The organism is Flavobacterium gilvum, assembly GCF_001761465.1.
GTDB classification, from domain to species: domain Bacteria; phylum Bacteroidota; class Bacteroidia; order Flavobacteriales; family Flavobacteriaceae; genus Flavobacterium; species Flavobacterium gilvum.
On sequence record NZ_CP017479.1, the window covers coordinates 3471878 to 3498591 of the forward strand.

At 35.8% G+C, this 26714-nt stretch carries 12 protein-coding genes; all 12 read right to left on the reverse strand.

Annotated features, from left to right (window positions below; translation table 11 throughout):
* Positions 1–140: 140 nt before the first annotated feature.
* Entirely contained in the window at positions 141–1439 is a 1299-nt protein-coding gene (locus EM308_RS14165; RefSeq protein WP_035636672.1) for a glucosidase family protein, read from the reverse strand.
* 38 nt (positions 1440–1477) lie between these two features.
* A complete protein-coding gene (locus EM308_RS14170; RefSeq protein WP_035636669.1) occupies positions 1478–3820 on the reverse strand; it encodes a hypothetical protein in 2343 nt (780 codons plus the stop codon).
* Between the two features lie 128 nt (positions 3821–3948).
* Positions 3949–6237 (reverse strand): hypothetical protein, encoded by a 2289-nt coding sequence (locus EM308_RS14175; protein WP_035636699.1) that lies wholly within the window; start codon positions 6235–6237, stop codon positions 3949–3951.
* A gap of 134 nt (positions 6238–6371) precedes the next feature.
* The gene (locus tag EM308_RS14180; RefSeq protein WP_035636666.1) at positions 6372–8660 is read right to left on the reverse strand and encodes a hypothetical protein; all 2289 of its coding nucleotides are present in this window, start codon (positions 8658–8660) and stop codon (positions 6372–6374) included.
* A gap of 36 nt (positions 8661–8696) precedes the next feature.
* Entirely contained in the window at positions 8697–10883 is a 2187-nt protein-coding gene (locus EM308_RS14185; protein ID WP_035636663.1) for a hypothetical protein, read from the reverse strand.
* A gap of 66 nt (positions 10884–10949) precedes the next feature.
* The gene (locus EM308_RS14190; RefSeq protein WP_035636660.1) at positions 10950–13145 is read right to left on the reverse strand and encodes a hypothetical protein; all 2196 of its coding nucleotides are present in this window, start codon (positions 13143–13145) and stop codon (positions 10950–10952) included.
* Between the two features lie 149 nt (positions 13146–13294).
* Positions 13295–15631, reverse strand: a complete 2337-nt coding sequence (locus tag EM308_RS14195) for a hypothetical protein (protein ID WP_051877752.1) — start codon at positions 15629–15631, stop codon at positions 13295–13297.
* Between the two features lie 387 nt (positions 15632–16018).
* Entirely contained in the window at positions 16019–17824 is a 1806-nt protein-coding gene (locus EM308_RS14200; RefSeq protein ID WP_035636695.1) for a RagB/SusD family nutrient uptake outer membrane protein, read from the reverse strand.
* A gap of 34 nt (positions 17825–17858) precedes the next feature.
* A complete protein-coding gene (locus EM308_RS14205) occupies positions 17859–21014 on the reverse strand; it encodes a SusC/RagA family TonB-linked outer membrane protein (RefSeq protein ID WP_035636657.1) in 3156 nt (1051 codons plus the stop codon).
* A gap of 1186 nt (positions 21015–22200) precedes the next feature.
* Positions 22201–22794, reverse strand: a complete 594-nt coding sequence (locus tag EM308_RS14210) for a 5'-methylthioadenosine/S-adenosylhomocysteine nucleosidase family protein (protein ID WP_156101377.1) — start codon at positions 22792–22794, stop codon at positions 22201–22203.
* Between the two features lie 275 nt (positions 22795–23069).
* The gene (locus EM308_RS14215) at positions 23070–24734 is read right to left on the reverse strand and encodes a beta-N-acetylhexosaminidase (RefSeq protein WP_051877870.1); all 1665 of its coding nucleotides are present in this window, start codon (positions 24732–24734) and stop codon (positions 23070–23072) included.
* 33 nt (positions 24735–24767) lie between these two features.
* On the reverse strand, positions 24768–26696 hold the full coding sequence (gene nagB / locus EM308_RS14220; RefSeq protein WP_035639606.1) for a glucosamine-6-phosphate deaminase: 1929 nt from the start codon (positions 26694–26696) through the stop codon (positions 24768–24770).
* Positions 26697–26714 lie beyond the last annotated feature (18 nt).

The following is a 26714-nucleotide window of genomic DNA, read 5'->3' on the forward strand; positions in this document are numbered from 1 at the left end:
CACTTAGAATATTTTCGATAAAATCAAAAAAGTGGTTTTGAATTCTTCCTTGTATTAACGAAATATATTAATCTATTTATTAGATTAAATAACCGTATGTAAATTATTTAAAAACAAACTTTTATATTATTTTAAAACTATTATTTATTTCTTTCAAACATCGCAATTGCAGTAAACAAAACCCCAGCTTCACCTCTAAAAGTTCCAGAACCTCTTGGCTTGTTATCTACCGAATACCATTCGTAAAAACCATTATTATCCTTTACTCTTTTTACCATAGGAAGCATTTGTTCATAGGCTTCTTGAACAAAACCATATTTTATTAACTGCTGTATCATACGCCCTCCAAACCAAGTCCAATCACCCCCGTTTTGATATGTATAGACAGGATTCATTTCTTTACTTGCAAAATATCCGTCTGGATAAGGAGGATACAGTGTCAATCCAATTGATCCCGCTCCTGCCTTTTTTACCCTTTTCACCATTTCGTCTAGAGACACTTTGATCTCGTTTTTGGTCAATAATCCAGCTTCAATGGCGATGGCGGTACCTCCGAAATAGTAGATTGTATTTTCGTCAAAATTCGCAGGGAATGGTGAATCCTTAAGATAAATATGAGGAATAAACTTTTGTGCTTTTTTATCCCACAAATGTTTTCTACAATTTTGAGCCACCTGATTCTTTATTGGTGCCCATTTTTTTTGGGTTGCAGGAATCATATCCATTAAATTATTCAGTGCAATTACGAACATTGCATTGTCATAAATATCAATAGCTATATGAGAATTTTTATCCAAATTCACACCCCAGCCAATTTCTGATTTTTCTGGCTGAATGTCTCCCCAGTCGGCGGTGGTGGCTCCTGTGAATAATCCGTATTTTGAATTGAAACGGTTTTTCATCAAAAAATCCATTGCCCATTCCAATCGTTCTCCAACAGTTTTATCTCCAACTTTTTCAAGCAAAATAGTTTTATCACCTGTTAATTGAATGTATTTGTAAACCGCTTGAACCAACGAACTTTCCTGATCTGTTTCAACCGTGTTTTTATGGGCTGCGTAACGTGTCTCCAATTTTGAATACGAAAAATTATAAGCAACTTCACCCGCTTTTTCTTTGGGAGTAAATCCGTCTATGATGTTTCCGTCACCGCCTTGCATTCTGCAAAAAACTAATAAGTTTTCCTTTAAAACTTCTTTTGGGTTTACTTGTGCCGCAAGTTCAATAAAAGTATTATAATCACGAATCCAGACTTCGCTATAGCCATCACCGGCATTGAAACCGGACTTCATTACCTCCAACGCTTTGCTTTTTACAAATGGAAAATAAATCTCGTTTTGCGCTTTTGCAATCTGGAGTTTCTCATCATTCTTGTTGACTTGGGCGGTACTTGTAAATGCAAATAATAAACCCAACAGGGATACGTAACAACTTTTCATTTTATATTTTTTTTTGGCTAGCTGTAATAGAAAATCAATTATTTTGTAATGATCTCAGGACTGCTTATTGTTTTAATGATGAATCGGTTGGTTAATTCCTTTTCTTCTGGAAATTGACAATCAAATTTGATACTATGTTTTCCTGATTTTAGACTTGGAATTCCTTGTTTTAGAACAATATCTTTCACAAAACCACCTTTCTTGTTGTACAATTTAATAGTGGTTCCATCGCACACAACTGAATTTCCTGCTCCATATTCTCCCGGCAATTCCATTTTAAAATAACCATCAATTTCAATCCACGGATTACTTATGCTTCCTTCTTTCCCTACAAAAGTCAAAGTAAAATTAAGTGGCTGCTCGGCTTCTTTGTTTATAAATTCCCATTGCGAAAAAGTGGGTTCTCCCGGTTGAAGATTCTTTTTCTCATGCTCGAATTTAAATTTTTTGAAGGGGAATAATTTCCAAGTCCCATTTGCTTTTTCAAGATGAAAATCATTTTCGGGATTTTTCAAACGAGCTATTTGGTCAGCTGAGAAAATTTTTGAACGATATGCCTCTTGCCAAAGTTTTACAAGGGCTAACAATTGAGCTGTATTTGGATTGGTTTGCAAACTTTTGTAACGAGCCACCAAAGCAAAACCAGCATTGTATCCTGCAGCTCGTGCCATCATCCATTCAATATCTTCGGCACCTGTTGTTGACGAGAGCAAGAACCACCCCAACATATTGGGCATATAATTGCGTTCCAAAAAAGGTTGGTTTTCTAAGCGATAATCACCTTGAGATTCACGAAATCCACCGTACCAAGGCTCTCCCCAATTCCAATAATGACACAAATGCCAGTAATAATGATAGGAACGACTAGTTCCATTTACCAAAGTTTGTTTTGTATCTTTTATAACTTTATCTGCAAAAATTTGCATTCCATAATCGCCTTCACCTGCAGACAAACAACCTTCATGCCCATCAAAATCCATATGAGAAACACCAGTTTCATTAAAGAAACGGCCAAGATTTCCAGCTATTTCTTGTTGCAACTCGAAGTTTGGAAACAAGGTATTGTACGGGTAATCAAACAACATTCCGGCCATTTCATCTTTTGGATGATCTGACGCTTTTGTACCATACATTCCACGTTGACAATCTAATAATTTATAAGGAGCTTCGGCAGAAACTTCTCTAAAACGAATGATTTCGTCTCCAATTTTTACTGCGTGCAACGTACTCGATTTAATATTTTTAAAATACTGATCCGAAGCGACTGGTATTTCATTTGCCGTTGCACTTATATTTTCCGTCAAAACTGATGAACCCGTCATCGAAAGGCGTTTATCTGGAATTGGCGTTACATAAGGATCATTAGTATTTATGAACGTACTTAACGTGTGTACCCCAATTCGGATTCCTTTTTTTGTGGCCTTATCCACACAGGCTTTCATGCTTGCATTTCCATTAGGAAAGGCAACAGGGTTCAAAATAAAATGTCCCCATGATTTAAACGGTCCTTCATGATAAAGCGAAACCAATCCCGCTTGTTGCGTATAATCCAACATTGCATCAACGGTTTTTTCATCAAAATCCGAAATCAGATATGCTCTTCCCGTTTCTGGAGATTGTTTGAACCAAACTCCATTAATCATAGCATGCGGAAGACCTTCTGCCAATTCGATTGCCCCAATACGAGACAAAACTTGTGGCTCAGCACAACCAAAAATTGCAATCTTAGATCCTAATGTTGTTTCGTTTGGAATTGCTTTTACAGGCATTTCCGGGCGTCCCCAAACCGTTATTTTTCTATCTTTTGAACGATCAAGACTAAAGGCCTGCAAACTACTTCCGTAAGCTTGTGGAATAGCTGTAGATCCACGAGATTCATTTGACCCTTCGGAATTGTTTAAAACACCTCCAACGGTTTTTGGATTTAACGCTTGAATTCCGATAGCGTATTCCCCATCACGAACGACTCCTACAACTTCACCAATAGTTTTGTTGATAATCGTTGGATAAGGTCCCCAAATAACGGCGTTTACTTTATCATTTGCATCAATTTTAATCAATTCAAAAGTTAAATGCGTTTTCTTTTGAAATACTTTTACCTGAGCGGTAATGTTTACAGGTTGATAAACAAGAGAAATAATTCCCGATTTCAAAGTGGCTCCAGTTGGTTCATACCAATCGTTGCCAACACGAATTTGTAACAAAGGGGATTTTTCTCCCATTGCTAAATAATTTTTACCCAAAACAGGATTTGATAATGTTGTTATTTGTCCTTTTGGAGACAAATTAAAATTCAATCCCTCACTCTTCAGGCTTATTTGTTGTGCTGAAAGCGTAAAAATTTGAACCAACAGTAAAACAATTGAGATTCTTTTTTTCATTATTTTTATTCTTATTCAACTTTTTTTGAACTCATTCCAAAATAAAACCAACTAAAAACAGCAGTTTATCCTTTTATTTGCAGAACAGCCAATAGATTGCACTACTTGGCTGTTCGCATTACCACAAATTAATATCCCTCTGCTCTTCTCAAAGTTGTAGGATTGGTTTTTGCTCCATTTATTTTTTCATACAAAATCCAAGTATTGTTGTCTTTTCCTTTTTCCAAAGTCCAACTTCTTTTTGGATTTGCTAATTTTCTTTTTAAATCATCAGGAAAAGCATTGGCGGCTCTAGCATCTTCCCAAGTTCTGATGGCTTTGAAAATCTGATATTTTTGAGGACAGCTTTCAACTGATTTTTGGTTTATTCCCAACATATAAGTTGCCCCAGCACCAACAGACATGGCTTGAACATGTTCGTAATCTTCAACTTTAGAGTTTTTGTTTATATTAAAGTTTCCTCCAAAAGTCGCTGGGAAATAATTAGAATATGCCACATCACGAATATCTTTTCCTTCGCTGGTGGTACTTCCCCAAACACGTTTTTCTACATCATACATGTTTTTTCCACCACCTACGTTCCATACGCTCTGATAGTGCCAAGAACCTTCGGAAAGTGTAGCTCCGGTTATACGGATATAATCAATTTTGTGATAAGCAGCGCGGTCATACATTTTTTTGAAAAATCGTTTTACACCATAATAACCTTGTCCTGTGTTAAAAAGAAATTCTTGTCCGTCAAGATCCATAAAATAAATTCCGTTGATTTTGGCGACATCCATATAATCATCGGCAATGGCATCTTGCAAATCCAAATTTGGAATCAATCCGTCATATCCATAATTGATTGTTACTTGTAATTTATAGATATCATCATTTACTTTATGACTTGTTGCTTTTGTATTCCAATACCCTCTTTTTACATTTAATAATCGATAAGGAGCTGTTTTTGAAACGCCTAAATAATGAATAAGTTCTTTACCAATTTTAATCATATTCAAGTTTTTGCAATGGCCTTCCCAGCTTGCAATTTCCTCCAAATATTTTGGATCATTTACCTGAATAATAGTATCGGTAGCACTAAGATTGTTCATCAAAATACGTTTTTGTTGGTAACACAAACTATCACTCGGGATTGGACTGGCATCTTTAGTTCCTTGTGCCAATGCTGTAGCGATTGTGTGTCTTCCCATGAAAACCCCCTGTGCATTTGAAATATCGGTAAATTCTTTGTGGGATTTGTTTCCAGAAGTAAATTTGAAAGGTTTGGTTTCAAAATTTTTTCCATCGATAAAGCCTTTATATCCACGGTTTACTTTGTAATACGGTAATTCATTTGCGTGAATTGCCTTAAACCCTAATTGTTTTGTATAAGAAACAATACTGTCAAACAAATTTCCATCAGTAGTTACATCAGGAATATATCTTGCAGGATCTTTTATCCATTTACCATTAACTTTAGGATAAGGCAAACCTTCAGACTGGACAATGTTTTGAATAACATCTTTAAGAGCCGTGTTGTCTGGACTTCCCCAAAGAGCAATTGAAGAACCTATATAATCAACACCTGGTACCGGCATTACCTCTTGATGGTTAGGAATATTAGTCTGCAACATTGGAATCAAAGAAAACAATATGTCTCTTTTTTTTGTTCTGTCTTTTGAATGATAAGTTACATAAATCTGACCTTTGCTGTCAATCAAAGCTGCATTTCCATAAAGAATTCTATAATATTCTTCAGGATGGCTGTAAAAAGCCACATCGCTGATTCCGTCTCCACCAATCGAAAAAATTTGTCCTTCGTGCAAATTTGCAGGCAACGGAAATTGTTTTTTGTCTGGACTATGAATAATGTATTGAAACGGAGCCGCTTCGCCTTCCGTGTCTGAAATTCCGCCAGTAGTTTGATCATTCAATGCCATCGCTCCAATTGCGTAATTAACCACTTTGGTCGTATCTCTCGCTACGCCAATCACTTCTCCAAACAAGTTCGTAATATTTGTGTGATAAGAACCCCACTGAATATCATCGATGTTCTCTCTTTTTGAAAGTGATTTAAGGGTTAATTTTAAATATTTCGCTTTTGGAGAAAGTACCACTTTTGCCACCGAACCATTTGAATAATTAAGAGTAAAAGTGTTCGTTTTATTATCAAACTTTGCTTGTTGCGGTTCGTAATATTTTTTTGCAGAACTGTCGTATAAACACATCAGCGGTGATGGTTTGTCTGTTGGACTAAATTCGCGATTGGGAGTTACAGTCGTATTTTTCATACTCGTAATAAATCCCTTGTTATCGACATGAATTTTGAAATAATTACTTTTAAAATCCCATTGCGCTTGTGCTTTGAAACCAAATAAAGAAAGTAGAAGAACAATCATTGAAAGACTCCTACTGCAAATAAATTTATTTTTCATTTTTATATATTTTTTTAACATTTTATCCCACTCAGTTCAAAATAAAACCATCTGAAAAGACAATCCCATCAATTCCTTCTCATTTGCTGAATAGCTAAGTATGTAATCTGTGAACTATTCGCATAATCATAAAATTAATATCCCTTTGCTCTTGTTAAAGTTGTAGGATTGGTTTTTGCTCCATTTATTTTTTCATACAAAATCCAAGTATTGTTGTCTTTTCCTTTCTCCAAAGTCCAACTTCTTTTCGGGTCAGCTAATTTTCTTTTTAAATCATCAGGGAAAGCATTGGCTGCTCTGGCATCTTCCCAAGTTCTAATGGCCTTAAAGATTTGATATTTTTGAGGACTACTTTCAACTGATTTTTGATTGAGTCCTAACATATAAGTTGCTCCAACTCCGACTGAAATTGCTTGAACATGCTCATAATCCTCTACTTTAGAATTTTTGTTTATACTAAAGTTCCCCCCAAAAGTTGCAGGAAAGAAATTAGCAAAAGCAACATCTCTAAGATCTTTTCCTTCACTTGTAGTGCTTCCCCAAACTCTTTTCTCTACATCATACATGTTTTTACCACCGCCTACGTTCCAAACGCTTTGATAATGCCAAGATCCTTCAGAAAGTGTGGCACCTGTAATTCTCAAATCAGGTATTTTATAAGAAGCAGCTCTGTCAAACATTTTACTAAAAAATCTTTTCACGCCATAATATCCCTGACCTGTATTGAAAAGAAATTCTTGTCCATCCAAATCCATAAAATACATTCCGTTAATTTTTGCCACATCAGCATAATCTTCGGCTATCTTATCCTGTAAATCGATATTAGGAATCAATCCATCGTAACCCGCATTAATAGTCACCTGCATTTTGTATATGGTATCGTTGACCTTGTGATCTGTTGCAGTTGTTCCCCAATACCCTCTTTTTACTTTTTTCAAAGTATAAGGATAAGTAGTGGTAACCCCCAAATAATGAATCAATTCCTTTCCTATCTTAATCATGTTTAAACTTTTGCTATGTCCTTCCCAACTTCCTATTTCTTCCAAATGTTTTGGATCATTCACCTGAATAATTGTATCTGTAGGACTAATGTTTTTTGCCAAAAGACGTCTTTGCTGGTAACACAAACTGTCACTTGGAATAGGACTAGCATCTTTGGATCCCTGAGGCAAAGCTGTACAAACAGTATGCCGTCCGAAAGTTATTCCTAAAGGAATACACAATTCAGAAAATTCTTTGTGCGACTTATTTCCAGATGTGAATTTAAAAGGTTTTTTCTCGAATTCTTTTCCGTCAATATATCCCTTAACACCACGATTCGGTCTGTAATAAGGAAAATCATTTACGTGAATTGCCTTAAACCCTAATTGTTTCGTATAAGAAGGAATGCTATCAAACAGATTTCCAGAAGTTGTGACATCCGGTATATATCTTGACGGATCTTTTATCCATTTTCCATTTACGGTAGGATGAGGCAATTTTTCCGATAACACTATATTTTGCAATACATCCATAAGAGCTATATTGTCTGGACTACCCCATAGTGCAATTGAAGAACCTATATAATCAACTTTTGGAATTGCCGGAACATCAATATGATTTGGAATATTGGTTTCCTTCATTGGAATTAGTGAAAAAAAGATTTCTCTTCTCTTTGTTCTATCCAGGGAATGATAAGTGATATAAACGCGTCCTTTTTCGTCGATCAAGGCCGAATTTCCGTAAAGAATTCTATAATATTCCTCAGGATGACTGTAAAAAGCAACATCATTTTTCCCATCTCCCCCAATTGAAAAAATTTGCCCTTCGTGTAAATCAGCTGGCAAAGGAAAAAGTTTTGGATCTGGGCTATGAATCATGTATTGAAACGGAGCTGCTTCTCCTTCCGTATTGGAAATTCCGCCCGTAGTCTGATCGTTCAATGCCATTGCTCCAATTGCGTAATTGACCACTTTGGTCGTATCTCTGGCTACACCAATCACTTCTCCAAACAAATTCGTGATATTTGTATGATAAGACCCCCACTGAATATCATCGATGTTCTCTCTTTTTGAAAGTGATTGAAGTGTTAATTTTAAATATTTCGCTTTTGGCGAAAGCACCACTTTTGCCACCGAACCATTTGAATAATTAAGAGTAAAAGTGTTCGTTTTATTATCAAACTTTGCTTGTTGTGGTTCGTAATATTTCTTTTTAGAACTATTGTACAAACACATCAACGGTGATGGTTTATCTGTTGGACTAAACTCGCGATTGGGAGTTACAGTCGTGTTTTTCATACTGGTAATAAATCCCTTATTATCGACATGAATTTTGAAATAATTACTTTTAAAATCCCATTGTGCGTGGGCATTAAAGCCAAATAAAGAAAGTAGAAAAACTATAATTGAAAGATTTCTACCGCAAACTAATTTACTTTTCATTGTATATTTTTTAACCTTTTTATCTAAATCGCCTACTTATTTAGATGATAATTTCTCAGCAATCCACTGTCCTTTTCCTCCTTTTTGGGTGTAAAGTATCCAAGTTGCTGGGCTTGTTTGTTCAATTTTGAATTTATCGCTAGTGCTTTTGAAGTTCTCTTTTTGTTTTTCAGTAAACACATCTGCCTCACGCGCAGTTTCCCAAGCTTTTAAAGCTTTAAAAATCTTGAATTTCTCAGGGTTTTTCTCCACTGCTTCCTGACTCATTCCAAGCATATATTGTGCACCCCATCCAATCGATTTACACTGTAAATTATGAGCTATTTCTTCTGTTTTTGGAAAACTTTGTATTCCAAAAGTTCCTGGCATATAACTGCTTTCAAAAATATAACGCATGTCTTTGCCTTCGATTCCCCATGTCCCTGCTTCCTGATTAAACATGTGATTTCCTCCTCCAAGATTAATTGTATTCATATACAACCAATTTCCCTCTGACGGTCCTGCCCCCATTACTCGGATGTATGTATTTCCGTGTTTTGCGGCTTGATCAAACAGGCTTCTGAAAAATCGTTTGTACGAATAATAACCATGACCTTGATACAAACAACTTTCCATTCCGTCAAAATCGATAAAATCCATCGAACATTCATTCAATAAATCGGCATACGCTCTTGCATAAGTGTCCTGAAGTATCATATCTGGCATCAAACCAGAATAAGCACTGGGTTTCAGTTTCGAGACATTATCTCCTTTTTTGTGTGCTAAAGCAAAAGTTTTATAGTAACCTCTTTCTACTCCTATCAAAGTATAAGGACGTGTTTTTGTCACTCCTTTGTAATGAATAATTTCATTGCCCAATTTCAAAACGTTCACATTAGCTTCTCCTCTTTCGTTCAGATACAAGGTATCTTTTACCACGATAATAGTATCTTTTGGAGCCACATCTTTGTCCAATTGAACCGTGAATAATGTCAACAGATTTTTATTTGGAACCGGAGTCACATCCGAACTGTTTGTCTGGATAAATTCGCATAAAGTATGCACCCCATAAGCGATTCCTTCTTTCTTTAAGCGTTCGCCAAAAATGCGGATATCTTCAATTTTCCCTTTCGAATATTTCCCTTTCATTCCACCTAAACGATTACCTGGATTGTAATAATATTCAGCATAACCACCACCTTGTCCTTCGTCTTGAACGCCTTTGAAACCAATTTGTTTAGTATAACTTATTAAACTATCGTGAACACCACTCCAAGCCACATCAGGACGATTGTTTTTAGGTGATTTAATCCATTTCCCTTTATCAGTAATATAAGGTAACCCTTCATTTTTTACGATGGTTTCAATAACCGAAAGTCCCTTTTTATCTGGACAAGCATACAAAGCAATAGCCGAATTCAACAAATCGACACCTTCCAAGCCATCAACTACCATATGTTGAGGATCTGTTTGAAAAAGAATATCTGGATCAATTGTTTTAGAGATTGTGTGAGCTTTACGACGGTCCCTTGAATGATAGACAATGTATGATCCATAAGAAGGTTCCAAAATTGCGCCATTTCCACAAGTCATTCGGTAATACTCCTCAGGATGTGAATAGAAAGCGACATCATTCACACCATCACCACCAATTCTAAATTTTTGTCCCTCTTTCAAATTTGCTGGCAAAGGATATTTTACAGGATCCGGCGAGTGAATGTAGTAATGCATCATTTCGAGGGAATCTCCATTTGCCGGCAATCCTGTGGTTGTGTTATCATTCAAACCAAACATTCCTATAGCAAAATTATCATCGCGAACTACGCCTATCAATTCTCCAATAGTTTTTGAAATCGAGGTTTTAACTGGTCCCCAAATGACATTATCTACACCATTTCTATTCTTTAAAGCTATTAATTCAAAACGAAAATACTCTTTTTTGGGAGTTACTTTCACAATAGCTTCAGTACCGTTTTCGTATTTGAATGTAAATTCATTCGTTGCTTTATTATACAAGCAGGATGCTGGTTCGAAAGTTTGTTTTTTTTCCCAAATATAAACTGACAACAAAGGTGAATTCTGCCCTTTGGCAAGGTATTCCTTTTTATGGGTTAAATCTTTTATGCTGGTAATATTCCCTTTTTCGTTAATAGAAATGGATGCATACATTGATTTCATAGTAATGTCTTTCGAATACGCATTCTGAAGTAACACAAAGACCAACAGGATTAAAACTTTTTTCATTTTTATTATTTTAAAAAAATCCATTTCTAATGAATGATAGAGCTGATTAACTTTTAGTTATCTAAATTATTTTTTAGCCGATAATTTCTCAGCAATCCATTGTCCTTTCCCTTCTTTTTGAGTATAAAGCGTCCAAGTTGTTGGGCTTGTTTGTTCAATTTTGAATTTATCGCTAGTGCTTTGAAAATTTTCTTTATGTTTATTTGTGAATACATTAGCCTCGCGAGCAGTTTGCCACGATTTGATGGCTTTGAAAATTTTGTATTTATCAGCATTTTTCTCAACGGCATCCTGACTCATTCCAAGCATGTATTGCGAATCCCATCCAATTGCTTTACATTGCAAATTATGCGCTACTTCCTCATTTTTTGGAAAGCTTTGTATACCAAAAGTCGCAGGCATATAATTGCCATGAAAAACATATCGCATGTCTTTTCCTTCTATCCCCCATTTTCCGGTCTCGGGATTAAACATGTGGTTTCCTCCTCCAATATTGCAAGTACTCATGTATAACCAATTCCCTTCAAACACACAAGAGCCCATAACACGCAGGTAATCAACGCCATTTTTCTTTGATTGCTCGAATAAACTTCTAAAAAATCGTTTGAATGAATATTCGCCATGCCCTTGATACATACAGCTTTCCAATCCGTCAAAATCAACATAATCCATAGAGGTTTCGGCTAACAAATTAGCATACCCTTTCCCGTATTCATCCTGAAGTTCCATATTTGGAATAAATGTGCCGTAACAAGTTGGTTGCATTTTTGAAATATCATCCCCTTGTTTATGCTGCAACATAAAAGTTTTGTATGCACCGCGTTCTACACCTGTTAATGTAAAAGGACGACTTTTTGTAACTCCTTTGTAAGTAATCAATTCATCACCAATCATCAATACGTTAAATTTTTCGTGATGCCATCCGCCTTTTTCGTTCAAATACATGGTATCTTTTACCGTGATAATAGTGTCTTTTGCTGTGATATCTTTATCTAATTTTACGCTGAATAATTTGGCTAAATTTTTATTTGGAACTGGAGTCACCATCGAACTATGCCCTTGAGTAAATTCGCACAAAGTATGAACTCCATATTGCAAACCTTCTTTTTTTAATGAAGCTCCAAATTTTCGGATTTCCATCGTTTTTCCGTCTTTAAACTTCCCTTTCATTCCACCAAAACGGTCGCCTGGATTATAATAATATTCGGCATATCCTCCTCCTTGTCCTTCATCTTGAATACCTTTAAATCCAATCTGCTTTGCATAACTCACCAAACTATCATGCACACCACTCCAAGCAATATCAGGACTGTAAGCAGAAAAATCTTTAATCCATTTTCCTTTTGTATTTGTTATATAAGGCATATTTTCCTGTTTTACAATATCTTCCAAAACAGTTAATCCTAAATTATCTGGACAAGCATACAATGCTACTGCTGAATGTAACAAATCGACATCTTTCAAACCTTCAACCACTTGATGATGTCTCTTATTAATTGGAAACAAAGGCATTAACGAATAAAAAATCGTATGCTCTTTTCTTCTGTCTCTAGCATGATATGCAATTTCGGCACCGAATTCCGGTTTGTAAACAGCTGCGTTACCATAATTAATTCGATAATATTCTTCTGGTTTCGAATAAAAATCAATATCACTGTGACCCGCACCACCAAGTGAAAGTCGTTGTCCTTCTTTCAAATTTTCAGGCACAGGATATTTTTTAGCATCTGGCGTATGTATATAATAATACATATCATACAAATCATTATCCACTGGAATTCCCGCAGTCGTATTATCATTTAAACTAAAAGCACCAAAAGCAAAAGTCCCATCACGAACTACTCCGATGATTTCACCTATTGTTTTAGAAATGGTAGTGCGATAAGGCCCCCAAATGATATTATCAACTTCACCACGATTTTTTATATCGATGAGTTCAAAACGAAAATAATTTCCTTTTGAATTTGCCTTTACTGTTGCAATGGTTCCGTTATCGTAGGTCAAGACAAATTGTCCAGCTGTTGTGTTGTATTTTGCCGCAATTGGATCCAACTGTTGTCTTTTTGACCAAATATAAAGACTCATTAAGGGAGATTTCTGTGTTTTGGCACAATACTCTTTATTTGTTTTAATGTCTTTTATACTCGTGACAAATCCCTTTTCATTTACGGAAATCGATGAAAATTTGTTCTTCAAAGTGATATCATTTGAATATCCACTTTGACATAGAACAAAAGCTATTAGTATTAAAATTCGTTTCATTTATGTAAGATTATTATTGCTTATATAAATCAAGGGTTGGGTATACAACTTTTTGATTTCCAGTGGAGACCTAACAGGTTTTAAAAACCTGTTAGGTCTAATCAGAAGAATGACAGTATTATATTTTAACCCTTGATTCACATTATTTATTATTTTTTTCCTCCCATGTCCCCCTTGAGAACAGACTTCACAGTTCCGTCACTATTGAGGTTAACGATTACTTTTTGACCTGCTTTTACTTCTACTTTTGGCCATTTTGCAAAAGCAACATAACTCATAGGTGTTTGGGCTTGTTTTGAAGTTTCGGCAAAAACAGCCACTTTGGCATCGTGGGTTGTTTTATTTTCCAATATAATGACTTTATTATCTTTCAGCCATTGAGCTTCAACATGGTCAAATACAAATAATTTATTTGTATCTGTTTGTACATAAACACCAGGAAGTTCTAATGCCATAAAAACCCCGTTGGTTTCGCACCAAGAGTTTCGCGTATTATAAAAATTCCCAATTGTTCCTTTGCCTTCGGCATCCGAAAGTTGGATACGTTCCATTTCTGTTCCAATGCCATGATTTGTAGTTCTATGGTCTGGCATATCCATGGCTTCAACATTGGCGTGTTGAATATCTCTGATTAATTCAGCATATTTTGAATCTCCTGTTGCACGATACAATTTGAAGAGATAATCGCCTGAAGCAGTACAAATCCCCGGTGCGGCATGTTTATTTTGTGTACTAGCCCAAATAGCTCCTGCCATATTTGATTTGTTTTTCCCTATTTGACTTTGAGCCGGAAAAATTGGGTCGTATGAAAATGCCCAAGAAGAACACAAAGCAGCCTGAACTTTGGCTCTCTCCAACCATTGCCCATCTTTGGTTACATTGTACAAAGCCATCAAAGATTCCAAAAATCCGAAACAAGATTCTGAGTCGGCATCTTGCGAAATATCGCCACAATGTCCCGTTGTCAACCCTTGCTTTTCAACATCTCTTTTATAATAATACGCTGCCGATGCTTTGGCCGCTTCCAAAAATTCTTTATTCCCAAAATAGACCGAGGCTACAGCTAAACCAGCTGGCGCAATCGCCCCTGCGGTTGAGTTAAAAACTGCAACTTCTCCTGTTTCCGGAACAATATATTGACCAAATTGACCGTCTTTTTTCCAAGTGTTTACAAAAGCCTGAGCTAATTTTTTGGTCGCTTCTTCCCATTTTGGTTTAATTTCCTTCCCATAACCCAATTCTTTGTACAACATCAAATGTTTAGTCATCCAAAGCAAAGCATCACAGTTTTTGCGCACCATAGCCTGCACTTTTGGAAAATCTGCATGTTGTCTTTCTGGGCGTATTTTTCCGGCGGCCGTGATTCCTCCATAGAAATATCCACTCTTTCCTTGCAGTTTATCAATTATGAAATCAAATTCGATTCCTACTCTTTCTCTTTCTTTTGCGTCATTCAACATCAGCATCGGGAACGTATTCATCATACCGCTCACCCAACCCAACTGAAAATCGTTTCCATTTTCAGGAGCATAATATTTCCCAACGGGAACTTCAACCCAACGTGTTGATGTAATTCCGGTTCCCAATTCGAATTGTTTACTCATAGGCACCAGATTTCTCGGATTGTTTGCTCCTGTCAAAGCTTTTCTAACTTCCATGAATTTTTTCAACAAATCCGGAATCGAATTTGCTGGAAAAGAATACAATTTAAAATTCAAAGTCACTTCGTCCCCCTTTTTCCAATCGGCCGCTTTGTCTCCGCTTGGCGCAAAATCACCAAATCCGGTACGCAATTTTCTTACCGAAGGAGCACTTACCTGAATCGAAGCAACCGAACGATCCGCATTTTCACGAATCGAAATCCCCGAATTTCCAAAGCGAGTTTGTTGTTCGGTAAGTAAAATGAATCCTTTTTTCAAGGTGGGTGAATAAAAACAAACGGCCGGTGTTGCCATGTTTCCTGTTTGCAAATCAATCAATGATGGTTTTGATGGATCTGGCGACAATTGAGGGTCATTCGAAAAAGTCAAAGGAGCATCAGGATTGTAGTACATATCTTTTGGATATTCTGGCATATAGCCATTCCCAATTGTTCTATAGCGATTCCCATTGTAAATAATCGACGGAATCATTACATAATTTTTGGTGTCCCATTGACTGAAATCAAAATTTGCCACAACTGCTGTTTCTTTGGCTGATTCACTTTGCAATTGAAAAGCAACTTTCAAATCAATCACTTCGGGTTTCGCATTTGAAGTCGTTACGCTACATTTCCAATCGTTACCATTCAGTTTCAAAATCCCCTTTTCAATAGATTGGGACGATTGCAAATCAGTTCCTTTGTATTCATTTAAAACTGGTTTGAATGAACCTTTCAAATCTTTTAAAAAATCGTTGACTTCATTGGTTTGATTTTGGGCTGTTAATTGTCCAACAACAGTAAACAACAGTAAGGACAATGAACCTAATTTAAGCTTTATATTCATCTTTTATTTTTTATTTGTAATTCTTAATTGTTTTTTTTATAACCTTTTAACATAGAAATCTCTTGAAATTTCAAAATCTGATTTTTCAAAAAACATACAATGACTACTCTTAAGCAATTGTATCTTTTTTGAATACTTCTTTGGTAGAAACTCCAAATAATTCAAGTGTTGAAAGCTAAAAAACATTTCGAAACAATGCCTTGATTTTTATTAAAATTTAACTTTCTCTATCTGAAAAATACACCGAATCTGCGTGATCTGCCCCCCTATCACAGGAGTGCAGACTTAGCAGATTCAGTGTCCAAAACAAAAAAAACTAACCAATTTAGTTACTGATCAACATATTCATAAATTTATCTAGTAAATTATTAATATGTTTAAAATTCATTATTTCAATGGGTCGAATGTACCTCCCCACTCGTTATTTTGTTCAATTTTAGAGTTTCTGTCTATATCCGTTTTATTGATTGGATAGAACCAGTGATTCAAGTCCAAATTGAATTTATAGGTATTGGCATCTAAATCAATACTAGGAATATAAACCGCTTTGAATTTTGCACGAGTTGTTGCAGTAGCCATATCTTGTGTCCAATCGAAACCGGTAAGCAATGAATTGTCTTTGATAACAATTTTTATTCCTTGTCTTGCTCCACGAGCATTTAAAATATCAAAACGTTTCCATCTTCTCAAATCTCCAAAACGTTTGTTTTCAAGAGCAAACTCAGCAAAACGTTCAGTAATATAATTAGCTCTAACTTCTGCCTGAGTAGTAGCCGTAATACCATTGTTTACTCCAGTTACACCCGCTCTAGCTCTAATTTGTTTCAATACAGTGATGGCTTCAGCTGTTTTACCAGTTTCATTGGCACATTCTCCATAATTCATCAATACTTCGGCAAAACGGATTTCAACCCAGTCCATACCCGCTAAATTATAGGTATTTCTATCAACATTTGGATCAATACCCTTTTTGGCATAAAATCCAATAGGAGAAGTATTCCCAGCAGTTCCACTAAATTGTTTATTAATCATGGAAACTGTATAATTTGGACCATTATCTTCCCAAGAAGTCCATAAACGCTGTCCGCCTTTCAACAATCCTGCTGTACTTTCAATACCTGGATATACTGTACCTGGAGCAAAAACAGTTGCATAGAAACGATCATCAAGATTCGTGTACATATCAGTCAAAAACTGTTGGTTATAGGTATCATTACCAGCCTGTGCAGGATCGAATACAAGTGGCGTACCATCTTTTTTAGAAAATGCAGTAATTAGTGGTAAATAAGGCATATTATTATCTGCAGCATCTTTAGAAATACACCCAGGACGCACTGAATTATTATTAAAAGTGTGATCAGAATTATAAAATTGATTCACCATGATTACCTCTTGGTTTCTCTCCACATTCCAGATGTCTGCAAATTTTGGACGTAATCCTTTACCGGCAGCTACACAAATATCGACAGCTGTTTTGGTAGCTGTATAAGCATTTGCCCAACGTGTTTGATCATTGGTTGGGTTGAACAATGGACTCGCCCACCACATCAATACTTTTCCTTTCATGGCAGCGGCGGCGCACTTATCAATTCTTCCATAATCAGCACCGGACCATGTTGAAGGCAATTTTGCAATAGCTTCATCTAAATCGGCAATGATTTGAGCCATACATTCTGATGTTTTGTTTCTAGGAACAAACAGAGAGGCTTTGTCTTCAATATTTTGCACTTTAGTAATCAAAGGTACTCCTCCAACTTGTGTAACTTTACCAAAATAATCCCAAGCTCTCCAGAACAACATCTGTCCAACTAGCTTATCTTTATCGGATTGTGTCATTACAGATTCTGGAACAGTTGTTATTTGAGACAAGAAATAATTAATCTTATCGATATTGGAATAATTAAATGTACCTGCAGCAGTTGAATTTACATCAATAATACCACGCAAATAATTACCCATTTGCCCCTGACCATTGCTAGCTTCATCAGAACTGTTTCCACTAATTGGCCAGCCCGGCATCATTCCCCCATGGATATCAGACACATACGCTTTAATCATTACCGGATCTTTCCATACGTTGTCTGGATTAATAGCAGCTGTGTTTTCATAATCCAATTGACAAGAACCTACAGACAAAGCTAATGTCAAGCCTGCCAATAGAAACTTTAAGTAATTTATCTTAGTCTTTTTCATAATATTTTTATTATTACTTTTCATTTTACATTAATTAAAACCCAACGTTTAAACCTATACTGAATGATTTCATGATTGGATAACTAAAAGCACTTCCTTGAGGATCCCAATACTTAGTAAAATTACCCAATACAAATAAATTTGAACCGGTAGCGTATAATTTTAAGTTGTTTATTCCTTTAATATGAGATAATTCTGCAAAGTCATATCCAAAGTTTAAGTATGATAATCTTATATAATCATTCTTTTTCAACCAGTAATTAGAAAGTTTGTTAGTCGTAGAATTTGCACCTTCTTGAGCCCAAATTTTAGGCAATGTAGCATTCGGGTTTTCTGGAGTCCAGCTATCATCATACCAACCTTTGTACATACGGTTCCATTCTACTCCACCATTGATCTCCTGCCAAGATTTTACCGACCCTGTACTACCTGAGAATACTACATCAAGAGAAAATCCTTTAAAATCTCCTCCAAAATTCAGGCCATAGTTTGTTGGCGTATTATCTTTAACTAAATCTACTTTATCATAATCATCAATGATATTATCAGGCTTACCAGTTGGACCACTAATATCTTTGATTGGCAACATCCCCAAGAATGGCACCCATCCGTCTACTTTATAACCAGGGTGTGCCGCATTAAATGCATTCAAATCTGCTTGTGTACGAATAATTGGTTCTGTTTCAAATCCTACAATTCTATCTAAAGATTTTCCTACTGGTATATTAATTGGTAATGCATTTGTAGCATAATCTTGAGTTATAACTTTATTTGAACCACGGTTTACTGTTAACGTTGCATAATAGTTCAATTTATTCCAACTGTTTCTATATCCAAGGCTGAAATCAAAACCTTGGGCTTTAATTTCACCATAATTTTCTTGCGGAAGAGTTCTACTAAAAGAAGTAGGAACACTCGCTATTCTTGGAGCCAAAATATCATAAGTATCACGCCAGTAATACTCAAAGGTTGTATTCCAATGTTTAAGGAAATCTATATCGATACCAACATTATAATCCTTAGTTTTCTCCCATGTAAGGTTTGGATTTACAATACTTCCGTATCTCACCCCTGGAGATGGAGCAGGTGTTTCTCCAAAATAGGCAGTACTACCTAATGCAAAAGTTTGTTGCCATTGATATTCTAAACCAGTTCCTACTCTGTCATTACCTGTAAGTCCTCCTGAAGCCCGCAATTTTACTCTTTGAACATGGTCTTTTAAATTACTAAAGAAATTTTCTTCAGAAAGTACCCAACCCACAGAAACTGAAGGGAAGAATCCCCAACGTTCTGTTTTTGCAAAATTCATCGATCCATCTTCACGGAATACGAAAGTAGCCAAATATTTACCATCATAACTATAATTCGCTTGTCCGTAAACCGACTTACGACCCGTTTTAGCACTATTAGGTCCACCAGCATCCGTATCAGCTCTCGAACCACTAAATGCCCACCATTGGTCCGTAAGATACAAAGGAACTTTTTCTCTGTATCCATTTACTCCATCATTTTCAGCTTCGGCAGCCTCATACCCTAATACTCCTTGAACGGAATGTTTACCAAAATTGTGGTCATAATTGGCTTGGAAATTTATTTGATGGTCATCTGCCCAACTTGCATTTTTTCTAAGAGATGGAAAACTGATCGAAGTGTTATTTTTATATCTTAAAATTTGAGAATCATCTGTTGATATGATACGTCCCGTTGCATTCATCGGCATTACAGCCATTGAATAGAATTTTCTATAGGCTCTGTAATGATTGTTTACCCAACTTTTTGCATATGATGCTTTTACTTTTAATCCCTCAACACCGGGAATTTTGTAACTCAAATTAATATTTACATCTGGTTTAAAGTTGTTTGTTTTAGTATAACCACCTTCTCTATTAGATTCGGCACCTACGTTTGCAATCCAACCATAATCAATATATTGACCGCCTTTGGTATATACCGGTTGCCATGGTTGCCAAACGTTTAGTTTTCTATAAGCAGCTTCTGGTCCTTCAAATGTATCTGTGTCTGTATCTTGCTCTTGAAATCCGATACCTGCAAAAAACTGTAAATCCTTTGTGATATTGGCAGTAGTATTAAAACGTGCATTTGTTTTATTATACCCATAAGCCTTAACAAATGTTGTTTGCTTCACATTAGACAAACCTGCAAAATATTTCACTTTGTCACTTCCGCCACTTACGCTAAAGTTTTGTGTTTTCAACGTTGGATTTGTCCATATTTCATCCAATTGATCGTATCCCCAACCATTGTTAATAGTTTGAAGATAAGCTAAATCCTCAGGAGTGTGATATCTCCAATCGCCAACAGGAACCATTCTATTTGAAAGTAAACCTAATTCAACAGCCGAAGTTCGGTCTGCAGATTTGGTACGAGAATCTTGACCATAACTATAAGAATAGTCAATTCTCATTTTACCTGCTTCTCCTCTTTTTGTTGTAACAAGTATTACACCTCCAGCAGAACGAGCACCATAGATTGAAGCTGCAGCCGCATCCTTCAACACCGTCATTGTTTCAATCTCATTTGGCGATAAATTGTTAAAATCACCACTACCTTTGACAATACCGTCAATTACGTATAGAACAGGTTGACTAGTAGAAGATGAATTTTTTCTTATCGAAATTGATGGCTGTGAACCAGGAACACCACTTGTAGAACCAACAACAACCCCAGCAAGACGCCCCTGAAGAAGGTTACCTGCAGAAGTAGTAGCAGCCATTCTCAAATCGTCTGATACTTTCATTGTTACTACAGAACCCGTGATGTTTTTCTTGGCTTGAGAAGCATACCCAGTAACAATTACTTCGTCTAGATTTTTAATACCTTGAGCCAGTTTAACATTTATTGAAGTCTTACCTTTAACCGGTACCGTTTGTGTTGTAAAACCAATATACGAAATTACTAACACACTGTCTTCCGGTGCTTCTATAGTGAAGCCCCCATCCATATCAGTAAGTACTGCATTTGTAGTCCCTTGTACAGCGACTGTAGCACCTGCAACTGGCACACCTTTTTCATCGGTAATAACTCCAGTCACTTTTTTTAATTTCTGCTCATCGATGGTTTTCTTAATTGCAGCTCTTTTTACATTCATCGCCATATCGTTAGAAAAAGCGTTTGAGTTTAGAGCAAGCAATGCCACCATCATAAAAATGATTTTCTTATTATAATGCATAAATATTGTTTTTAGAAATTTAAACTTTAGTAAAATCCACTCTCAGAAGATGTTTTGCAATATTTGCCCATCTTTCTGAAATCGCACTGCTAGATCATTTGGAAGACTTGTAAATCGGGAGATATCCTACATCTCTCGATTTTTTTGTATAATCCAAATATACATCATCAGGTTAATCGCTTTGTTTTCTCATCTTTATTTAGATTTTTGGTTAGTATTATAGTTTTTGAAATTTATTTTAGAGCGGACTTAGGTTATCACCCACTTATTACCATGTTAATTGTTTGTTCAAATTTTATTTATTTATTTCTATTTATGTAATTCTTTGTCGACAACCTAATTAAGCATATAAAAAATCAAAAGAATGAAATGAAAACAACTCTCCTAATTTTTTTTCATTTTTAAATATTCAATCGTTTTAGTTTTTATTAAATCGTTTTAGTTTTTTAAGAAAAAAAACACATCAAAAATCATTCAAAAAATTTTTTCATCTTCACAATTCTATAGAGAAAATTCCAGTATTAATAAAATAAACAATGATTTATTACTGAAATACAAATAATGAAATGTAGCTTTTTTTAACCCTAATTTTTGATTTCTTTAAATTAATTTTATGATTACATAGCTAAACTATATATAATATTTTTATTAAACAAGAAAAAAAGTAAAAATTGTGTTCGAACACAGTAAAAAAATGTTCTCGAGCACAAAAAAATTTAAAAAAAATATTTTTTGTAGTAAATTTATCTTAATTCAAAATCAGACAGTAAGATGAATTACTTGAAAATTTAAAATAAGTGTTTAATTTACAATTAAATAATCATTACACTTAAACAAAAATTACAATTTTTTAGAGGATTAAACTTTAAAAAAAATTAATGCTTTTTTTTACTGAAGAAAAAAATTAAACATTGGAGTCGAGCTTTATTTAAAACATAAAATTCTGATTTCCAGAAAACGATTATTGATTTACTAACCTAAAAACGAATTCTTATTAAGCAGTAATATTTAGCCTTTATTATAGCAATTACAGTCACGTTCACTAAGCTCCTTAGGAGTGTTATATTTTATAACGCTTTACAGTATTTTACCAACTATTTTTGACTATTAAACCTTAGAAAAAAAAAAAAACTGCGCAAAGTCAGGTACATTTACGCAGTTTTCAGATAAATGGGTAGTTCAGAAATCATTCTTTCTGATTTATTTTTAAAATTTTTCCGTAGGCTTCGGCGGCTTTATGAACTTGAACCGCCCAATCTTCGGCAGCATTATCATCGGCACCATCTGAAATATATTTTAAGCATAAAAACGGAATATTCTCTTTCATTGCAATCATTGCCAATGCATAAGCTTCCATATCTACAACATTGTACAAGACTTCTGAATGCGCCATTTCAAAACTGTCACCAGTTCCACAGATTCCTTCTTTAAGTACATCCATTTTTAAGCCATGTTCCAAAACCGTAGGCAGTCCGGAAAGTGGTGTTTCATATTGCTGAAAACCTAAACCACGCACATCCATATCTCTTTGTATGAATTTAGTACAGCAAATCACATCGCCTTTTTGAAAAAAGTTACTTCCTGCCGACCCCAGATTAACAATCAATGAAGGTCTCTTTTGTTGTATTTTTTTTGTCAATTCATAGGCTGCATTCACCTTTCCGATTCCTGTTATAAGTGTACTACAGTTTTCAAAAACATTCGCAGCTTCAGATTCCAGAGCAAAAGAAAATAATACATCTTCTATTTTAAATGACTGTTCTTTATTTATTTCTATCATCTTTTCTTCCTAAATATTATCATGCAAAAATATCATATAAAATTTGATATTAATACTTAATAACTATTGTTGATCCTACAGCAATAATAATTAATTCGTTTACTAAAAACCAAAGAGACTACCATCTGATAGTCTCTTTTCGTTTAATCTAGGTAAAATTTCAAATGATATAATGATAAAAAAATAAGGGTTAACTTAATTAAAAAGTCTACCCTTATTTTCAAACTTAATCGCTTTTTTGAAAAGCATCAAGGTAAATTAAAATCGAAAAATCATTAATTATTCATAGGTTTTGTCAAAACAGTTTGATATTCGATAAAGAAGTTAGCTCCCCACAAAGTATATCTTTTTTTCTGTGTCTCAATTTTTGTTTGGAATTGTGACCAGTCTCTATTTTCTTTTGGAGACCATAATACTTCGCTTAAAGCGCTTAAACGTGGGAAAATCATGTATTCTACTTTCGCAGGAGTTTGCATGTATTCTGTCCAAACGTTTCCTTGAGCTCCCATAACATATTTGGCTTCATCGGCAGTTAATTCTTTTGGAACTGGTTCATAACTGTAAATTTTTTCCAAGTTTGTAAAGCCCCCAATGGTAAGTTCTTTGTCATTTTTAGTTTGAGAGTGATCCAAATAAACATGACTTCCTGGTGTCATAATCACCTGGTGTTTGTCTTTGGCTGCAGTAATTCCTCCCTTTTCTCCCCTCCAACTCATTACAATCGCATTTGGTGCCAAACCTCCTTCGAGAATTTCATCCCATCCTATCAATGTTTTTCCTTTTGAATTGATGTATTTCTCCATACGCTGGATAAAATAACTTTGCAATTCATGTTCATCTTTCAAGCCTTTTTCTTTTATCATATTTTGACAAAATTCACTTCTTTTCCAAGCGTCTTTTGGAGATTCATCGCCACCTACATGAATGTATTTTGAAGGAAACAAAGTTACCACTTCGTCGATAACGTCCTGCAAAAATTTGAATGTATATTCGGTTGGAGCATATACATCCGTAAAAACACCCCAAGTTTCCTGAACTAATTTGGTTCTCCCGTTTGCTAATTCTTCTTTACTTTTGTCTGAAATTATTTTATCAGAAAGTTGTGTTTTCTCCTGAGGGAAACAACTCAACTCCGGATAAGCCGCAATTGCAGCACTACTATGTCCAGGCATTTCGATTTCGGGGATTACCGTTATAAAACGATCCGAGGCATACTTAACAATATCTTTGACTTCTTCCTGTGTATAAAAACCACCTTCGGGAGTATTATCACTTCCTGTACCTGGTGCATGGCCTATAATGGTTCCGTTTCTCTTAGAACCAATCTCAGTCAATTTAGGATATTTTTTAATTTCGATTCTCCACCCTTGATCTTCGGTTAAGTGCCAATGGAAATAATTCATTTTATGCAAAGCCAAATAATCGATGTATTTCTTAACGAAAGCAACTGGAAAAAAATGACGCCCTACATCAAGCATAGCTCCTCTGTAAGCAAAACGAGGTTCGTCTTTAATATCTACCGATGCTATTTTCAGACTAGTACTTTTTTCAACAGGTAACAACTGAATCAATGTTTGCATTCCGTAGAAAGTTCCAATTTCAGAATTACCATTAATTTCAACTCCTTTTCCGTTTGATTTTAATGTATATGCTTCTGCTTTTATACCATCAGTACTTTTACCGCTTTTTAACGTGACAAAATTTTTATTTGCTTTTTTTACAATCGGTAATTTAAAACCGTAATGATCGGATAAATATTTATTCAGATAGTCGGCTGTTTGTTTGTCCTTATCACTTGAAACAACCAAACTCGTTTGTGAGTTAATCACAAAGCTACCTTCATTTCTTGTAAGCTGTACCGGCTGAGGAATAATGTTTACTTCCTGAGCGAAAGATAATGTGCTACACAAAAGCAGCGCAAAGAAAAATGATCTAACCATAATTTAATATTTTTAATTAATTATTTTTTTCTTTTAATATTCCCATCTCACAAAAGCTTCCATTGCGGCATAAGTCGCAAGGCCGAGCTGTTTGTAGAACTGGGCAGTTTCCTTGTTTCTGTCTTCGGCTCTTTGCCAGAATTCCCTTGAATCAGTTCCTTGGAATACTACACCGTCTTTTTGGGATTGGTGTTTGAAGATTCCGTGACGTTTTGCCAGCACTTGATCCGGACTCATCGGAACGGCCATTTCAATCTCGTCAATTCCCCATTCCTGCCAAGCACCTCGGTAGAGCCACAACCAGCAGTCTTTCATAAAATCTTTTGGTTTAAGTCGTTTGGTTGCCTCAAAAATGGCGTCCAGACACACTTTGTGAGTTCCGTGTGGATCGGCCAAATCTCCTGCGGCATAAATCTGGTGCGGTTTAATCTTTTCAATCAAATCCATCGTAATGAGAATATCTTCCTCGCCAATAGGATTTTTCTCAATCGCCCCTGTTTCGTAGAAAGGAAGTTCCATAAAGTGAATCTGACTGTCTGGCAAACCTACGAAATGGCTCGTGGCACGGGCTTCTCCTTTTCGGATTAAACCTTTAATATATCTTACTTCAGGAATATCAATTTCACTGGTTTTTTTGTTTCTAAGGAAAGTTTCCGCTTTTTTGTAAATAGTGTCTGCCTCGGCACTTTTGATACCGAATTTTTCATTATAATCAATCACAAAATTCGCAAAACGAAGCGCTTCATCATCGGCCACTGCTATGTTTCCAGAGGTTTGATACGCCACATGCACTTCATGTCCCTGTTCCTGTAATCTCATGAAAGTTCCTCCCATACTGATGATATCGTCATCGGGATGTGGACTGAAAAGGAGCACTCTTTTTTTCGCAGGTTCGGCTCTTTCGGGTCTGTTGGCATCATCGGCGTTGGGTTTTCCTCCCGGCCATCCGGTGATGGTATTTTGCAGTTTGTTGAATATTTTAATGTTGATATCATAAGCTGGACCCGAATCAGCCAATAAATCGCTCATTCCGTTTTCGATATAATCGGCATCGGTAAGCATCAAGATTGGTTTTTTCAAATGAAGTGCCAATCCCAAAACCGCTTTTCGGATTAATTTGTCGGTCCAAACCACTTTTTCCACTAACCAAGGCGTGTTGATTCTCGTTAATTTGGAAGAAGCTTCTTTGTCTAAAACAAAAACCGCATTTTTATGTTCTTGCAAAAACGAAGCCGGAACTAAATTGGTTACCTGCCCTTCGGCGGAAGCCTTAATAATATTGGATTTTCCAACTCCCCAAGCCATCAAAATGACTTGTTTGGCTTCCATAATTTTTTTAACTCCCAGCGTGATGGCCGTTCTTGGAGTATTGTTTAGTCCAAGGAAATCTCCGCTGGCAGCCACTCTTGTGATGTGGTCCAAAGCCACCAATCTTGTTTTGGAATTCTGCAAAGACCCCGATTCGTTGAATCCGATATGCCCGTTTCCTCCAATTCCGAGAATCTGCAAATCGATTCCGCCCAAAGCCTCAATCTTTGCTTCATAATTGGCACAAAATTCCGCAATCTCTTCTTTGGATAAAGTTCCATCGGGAATATGCACATTTTCTGGAAGGATATCCACTTGGTCAAACAGCAATTCCTTCATGAATCGAACATAACTGTTAATTGAATCCGGTTCCATCGGGTAATATTCGTCCAAATTGAAAGAAATCACGTTTTTAAAACTCAATCCTTCTTCTTTGTGCAAACGAACCAATTCGGCATACAAACCTTTTGGCGAAGATCCTGTTGCCAGTCCCAAAATACAAGCTTCGTTATTTTCCTGCTTTGATTTTATAAGTGACGCTATTTCCTGAGCAACGGCAGCCGAAGCTACTGTCGAGTTCTCAAAAACTACGGTGTTAATGTTCTCAAATCGTTTCTCAAATCCGGTGGATTTGTCAATACTGCTCTTTAACATTTTTGATTCCATTATTTT